Origin of the sequence: Mesorhizobium sp. M0410, from assembly GCF_040321435.1 — a bacterium.
In the GTDB taxonomy this organism is placed as follows: domain Bacteria; phylum Pseudomonadota; class Alphaproteobacteria; order Rhizobiales; family Rhizobiaceae; genus Mesorhizobium.
In genome coordinates, this window is record NZ_JAMYRN010000056.1 from 1 (window position 1) to 4,858 (window position 4,858).

Below are 4,858 nucleotides of genomic sequence, written 5' to 3' on the forward strand. Positions count from 1 at the left end.
ACCTGCAACGTGCTCCCAAACAACGGATGCCAGCGATAGGCAACCGTCGCAAAGCGGAAACCATATGCAGAATGTCGATAATTGCCCGCTGCGGCCGCGGAAGACATAAAGATCGCCGGCATGCGGATCCCGGCCCAACGTCTCCTGAACCTGCAGGGCGAGGCCTTGCATTCCGCGACGCATATCGGTCCGGCCGACCGCCAACCAGATCCGCACCTGGCTCGGGACCGGGATCATGAAACACCCAGCGCCTTCACCATCGCCGCTGCCAGTGTCGGCGGCGTGGTCAGCGGAATCCGCAGCCGCACCTTGCCGGCGACCTCCAGCTCGATCACCGCTGGTGGCCCCGCCGGCACCGAAGCGGCGAAAGGCTTATCGGGAACCACGACAACTTCGGCAAAGCCCGTCTCGCGGGTTCTCATCGTGCGCCGCCACTTATAGATCAGGCTGGTCGCGACATCGTACTGACGCGCTACCGCCGCCACCGTGGCCCCCGGCGCGAATGCCGCGGCCAGTATCCGGCACTGATCCTCTTCACTCCAACGACGACGACGCTCCGGTCCGGTCAATAACGTCACATGGCTCATGCTGTGCTGCTAACTACGCTCGAAAGGACGACCTTAAGAGCGCAGCCTCGCTACCGGGCCATGCTCCCGCAAGGCGGCCCTCGCCGGAGGCGTACAGCGATCTTCGTCTATCCGAAGGACAAAGTGGTAATCGCCATCAACTCCGCCTGGCTTGAGCCCAGCCAACTCGAACAGCTCAAACGGCCAGAGTATGCGCAAGGGTTGACAACATCCGTCCAGGCCCTGCAAGCGGCGGCCGTGGCACACCGCTAAACAAAGATCGCTTTAACGCAACTTGCAACGGAAATATTGCCGTACAAGAACGGGCCGTTAGCCGAAACAGGCGTACGCTTACCGGGAAGGGATGCTGGTCGTTCTTTCAACGCTTCGCGCTCAGCCTCACGGCTACCCGCGCATGACTCGGGGCCAATGTGGATCGCTACTCCTTCATCGTGATGGACTTTCACAATCTACTCCTTGCCGGTTCATACCGGTGCTCCCACTCCCACGCCGCTCGCCCCATAGAATCTACCCGGTGGGACACGACCCAAATTCTCGTTTGATGTGGAAACTGATGGTTCCCCGCAAAACGGTGGCGAACGGACGCCACTCTCGCGAGCGCGTGTTCGTCCACCTGGCCCCCATCGTGCACAACCTTTTAATCCTTCGGTGGTTCGTTGAGGGCGCCGACCAATTCCGACCGCGAAGACAACCATGAACCCGGCAACGTCGTCTCAACAAACTTCGCGCTTGATGCCCAACTGCAATTAGACAACCACATCAGGTCACATGGCACCATTCATTGGACCCGGCTAAAGATAGTCTTCAGGACCACCATCCCGCACAGTGTCAAGTGTAACGCAGTGGAACCCACCTCCAAAGATCCGGCGATGCCGATGGCGGACCGGCACGACCGTGAACTTGTGGCGCTCTAGGAGGCGAATGATTTCTGGACTGTCTACATTCGCCATCACCATTTCGGGACTAACAGACAGCACGTTCATATCGATATACAAGCTGGTAAGGACTAGGTCATCGCTCTGGTAACTTGGGAAGCTATTCTCTTTAGGTTCCGGAGCAACTATCAGTTCCCACTTTTGCAACGGGGCCGGGAGATAGTCCGCCACCCGTTCGGACCTTATTAGCAGTGTGCCGGGCCGCAATGCCAAGATCATGCTGTCGATGTGACTGTCGGTCAATCGATCGATACGGTGGAACCTGAAGCGGCCTTCGAAATGGCGCTGCAGCCAAGTGTAGGCCATCGCATGGTTCTCAGTTGACACATTTACGAGGACATCTCGCCCAAGGCGGAGGCATTGCGCGCCATCAATCATTATTTCGAAGCCGACGTCGTAGGGCGAAGACCTTGGGTTTTTGATTGATTCCATCAGCCCTCCATCGTTTAGTTGCGCATATGAGGGATCAAACGAGGAATCGGTCATGATAGGCCTCGGCATCGCCGACCACCGCGCTCCTTTGCGAAAATAGTCGGCGAAAATCGGCGTCAGCAGCTTCGTTTCGAAATAGCGCGAGCGCAGCATCGGCGCTGTTTCGACCATCTCGTCGCCGAGCACGAGGGACATGTCGCGGACATTGAGAGCCGGAATCACAGCGGCCCTCCAGGCGAGAGTTTCAACTTCCGTCGTAGATGGGTCTAGTTCAAGAGGACGATGGACCTTCACCCCAAGTGACTGCAGCGTCGAGACAATCCCGTCGACGTCCTCGTTTAACTCTTCCACATATCGCTGCTTAATGGACAGTTGCTTGCGCCCAGACTCATTGTCCGGAGCAGTCGCCGACGAAACCCGTGGGTAATACCACTCGCTGCGAACCTTGAGGTTGTCGAGAAAGAAGTAATCGAACGAGAGTTCGCGTTCATGTGAAGTGTAATTTGCCGCAGACCCAACGATCACTTCGCGGAGCTGCGACCATTCATCGTAACTGTTGAGTTTCATGGTTTATATCCTGGTTGTGTTGGCAAAAAGCTGTGTTACGCTATTCGAAGCGTTGCATATACTATCCCGCTTAAATCTCGCGGTTCTCCGCAGTTGTAACCCACAACCTCTGCCTTTGGGACTACCTAACATGATAGGTGTCGTCATTGGGTGTTCTTTGGCACGATGCCGGTGATCGCTCCTTGCAGCATACTAGATGTTTGATACCAGGCTTTGATGGGGCATCCTTATCCTCCGAATCAAGGGATGCACTATGGGCCAGGTTCTTCATGGGAGCGCCACGACGACAGAGGCGATCCGTCGAGCGATACAACATAGTCAAGAGAGCCTGAGGGCCCTCGCCAAACGCTACGGGATCAACCAGAAGACCGTCGCCAAATGGCGGGAGCGGACCTCGGTGGCCGATCTGCCGACCGGTCCGAGAGAGCCGAGGTCGACGGTTCTGTCTGTCGAGGAAGAGGCCGTCATTGTCGCCTTCCGCCGGTACACGCTGCTGCCGCTGGACGATTGCCTCTATGCATTGCAGCCGACGATCCCGCACCTGACGCCTTCGTCATTGCATCGTTGTCTGCAGCGCCACGGCATCGGTCGCTTGTCGGACGTAGAGGGCGACAAGCCGGCGAAGAAGAAATTCAAAAGCTATCCGATCGGCTACTTTCATGTCGACGTCGCCGAGGTGCGCACCGACCAGGGCAAGTTGCACATGTTCGTCGCCATCGACCGAACCTCGAAGTTCGCCTTCGTTGAGTTGCATGAGAAGGCCACCACCGCCGTCTCGAGAGACTTCCTGCTGCGCCTGATCGCGGCTGTCCCCTACAAGATCCACACTGTGCTCACCGACAACGGCATCCAGTTCACGACGCCCGGCGCTGGTGGTCCAACTTGGAGAACTTCTGATGATATTGGATCTACACCGCCAAGGCCTGTCTGTGACCGCGATCGCCCGACGAACGGGCCGCGATCCCAAGACGGGTCCGCAAATACATCGAGCGCGGGCTCGAACTCCCCGCCTATGGGCCACGACAGGTGGGGCGGCCAAACAAGATCGCGCCCTTTGTCGACTATCTGCGCGGACGGGTCGTAGCTTATCCCGAGCTCTCGTCCGTGCGCCTGACCCGCGAGATCCGCGAGCGCGGCTATGACGGTGCCTATGCCCCGGTGCGCTTCGTTGCCGCAACGTCCCGAGGATCAGTCTGCGCCACTCGAGGTTCGCTTCGAGACGCCGGCAGGCCATCAGGCGCGGGTGTTGTCTGGCAGCGGCGTGCGTTCCGCCGTGCGCACGTACGCGAGCTTGTCGGCGGCATTGCGCAGCGTCGGCTTGAAAGAGCGGATGCCAAAGCGGACAAGGATCGCCTTCGTTCGGTTGATGAGGCGGGTCTGTTCGCGCACCAGCCTGTCGCGCTCGCGGCTCGGTTGCCGCGCGTCCTCCTCTTCCATGGTCGGCACCGCCGCCATTGAGCAGTGGCGCTTCTCGCCGCGCAGCCAGCCGAGCGTGGTGCGCAGCAATTGCTCGGTGTCGAGCCGGTCGGTCTTGACCCGGCGGTGCTCGCGCGACACGGCGACGCTCAAGGCATGGATGACGTAGGTCTCGATGCCGCGTGTGCTGAAGCCAGCGCGCCAGCCAGAAGCCGTCGCGGCCGGTCCATAGGCAACGACGATGCGCCTGATCGTGTGCCCGGCCCGGGCGGCTTCGCTGCGCCAGCGTTGCAGCAGCTTCAACACTGCTTCGGCGTCGGCATCGAGCTTCTTCAAAGGCTGGCGCTCGAGCCCCGGGACAAGCCCGGCCACCAACCACTTCACCTGGCTCATCTCGATAACTTCGACGATTGTGCTATTCTGGTCAAGAGCGGTGAGGGACCTGCTCGCTTCAAACGTTGTGACATGAAGCGCCTCCTTGTGGGTTTGACAACAGCGCCAAGGATGCCACGCCCTTGCCGCTCGCCCCATAGAATCTTCGCGGCCGTCGAAGCCTTCAAATTCGAGCTGCTCGGAGATAGTGTGTGTGCATCGGATCCCGTTCCTGAATCTGACAAGTCTTTGTTGCAAAAGCAGTTTCTCAGATTGTCGGGGCCGATGCACCCTTACTTTGAGATATTCGGGTTAGTGAATCAACCCCGCACCGGGGCATTGACCGATCCGGCATCTTACTTGCATGGGCTGACGGATTCCTCCTGTTAGCAAAGGAACTGCTATGGGACAAGAGGGCATCATCTTACCGCGGGAACGGGCCTCAGCCACGGTCCCCCGCGACCTAAGCGCCTTTAGATGAGGCCCGTGAAGGGTTTGCGCACCAACCCTCCGATGAAGAACTCGACCATCGAGGTGAAGTCGAAGACA

Annotated in this window: 4 protein-coding genes and 2 pseudogenes; 2 read left to right on the forward strand and 4 right to left on the reverse strand. The window is 59.0% G+C overall.

Translation table 11 applies throughout. The features are described 5' to 3' along the window. The 3 genes from tnpB to NKI63_RS30425 form a co-directional block, all read right to left on the reverse strand. Window positions 1-237: IS66 family insertion sequence element accessory protein TnpB (gene tnpB / locus NKI63_RS30415; RefSeq protein ID WP_352824109.1), on the reverse strand; the 237-nt coding region annotated here is incomplete at its 3' end. Continuing rightward, on the reverse strand, window positions 234-587 hold the full coding sequence (tnpA, locus tag NKI63_RS30420) for an IS66-like element accessory protein TnpA (RefSeq protein ID WP_352824110.1): 354 nt from the start codon (window positions 585-587) through the stop codon (window positions 234-236). The genes tnpA and tnpB, both read right to left, overlap by 4 nt. A 791-nt stretch (window positions 588-1,378) precedes the next feature. After that, window positions 1,379-2,521 carry a hypothetical protein gene (locus NKI63_RS30425; protein WP_352824111.1) on the reverse strand — a complete coding sequence of 381 codons (1,143 nt, stop codon included), beginning with the start codon at window positions 2,519-2,521 and terminating at the stop codon, window positions 1,379-1,381. Window positions 2,522-2,774: 253 nt separating this feature from the next. Here NKI63_RS30425 and NKI63_RS30430 point away from each other — a divergent pair. Then, window positions 2,775-3,380, forward strand: a pseudogene (locus NKI63_RS30430) (DDE-type integrase/transposase/recombinase); the annotation flags it as partial. A gap of 13 nt (window positions 3,381-3,393) precedes the next feature. Next, window positions 3,394-3,767 (forward strand): annotated as a pseudogene (locus NKI63_RS30435) (helix-turn-helix domain-containing protein); the annotation flags it as partial. On the opposite strand, the gene NKI63_RS30440 reads toward NKI63_RS30435, so the two are convergent. Next, the gene (locus NKI63_RS30440) at window positions 3,755-4,330 is read right to left on the reverse strand and encodes a hypothetical protein (protein ID WP_352824112.1); all 576 of its coding nucleotides are present in this window, start codon (window positions 4,328-4,330) and stop codon (window positions 3,755-3,757) included. The pseudogene NKI63_RS30435 and the gene NKI63_RS30440 overlap by 13 nt on opposite strands. Window positions 4,331-4,858: the final 528 nt, after the last annotated feature.

Excerpts from the sequence above, each read along its gene's own strand:
- NKI63_RS30440 (WP_352824112.1), bottom strand. The coding sequence starts at position 4,330 with ATGAGCCAGGTGAAGTGGTTGGTGGCCGGGCTTGTCCCGGGGCTCGAG.
- NKI63_RS30425 (WP_352824111.1), bottom strand. The coding sequence starts at position 2,521 with ATGAAACTCAACAGTTACGATGAATGGTCGCAGCTCCGCGAAGTGATC.
- tnpA (WP_352824110.1), bottom strand. The coding sequence starts at position 587 with ATGAGCCATGTGACGTTATTGACCGGACCGGAGCGTCGTCGTCGTTGG.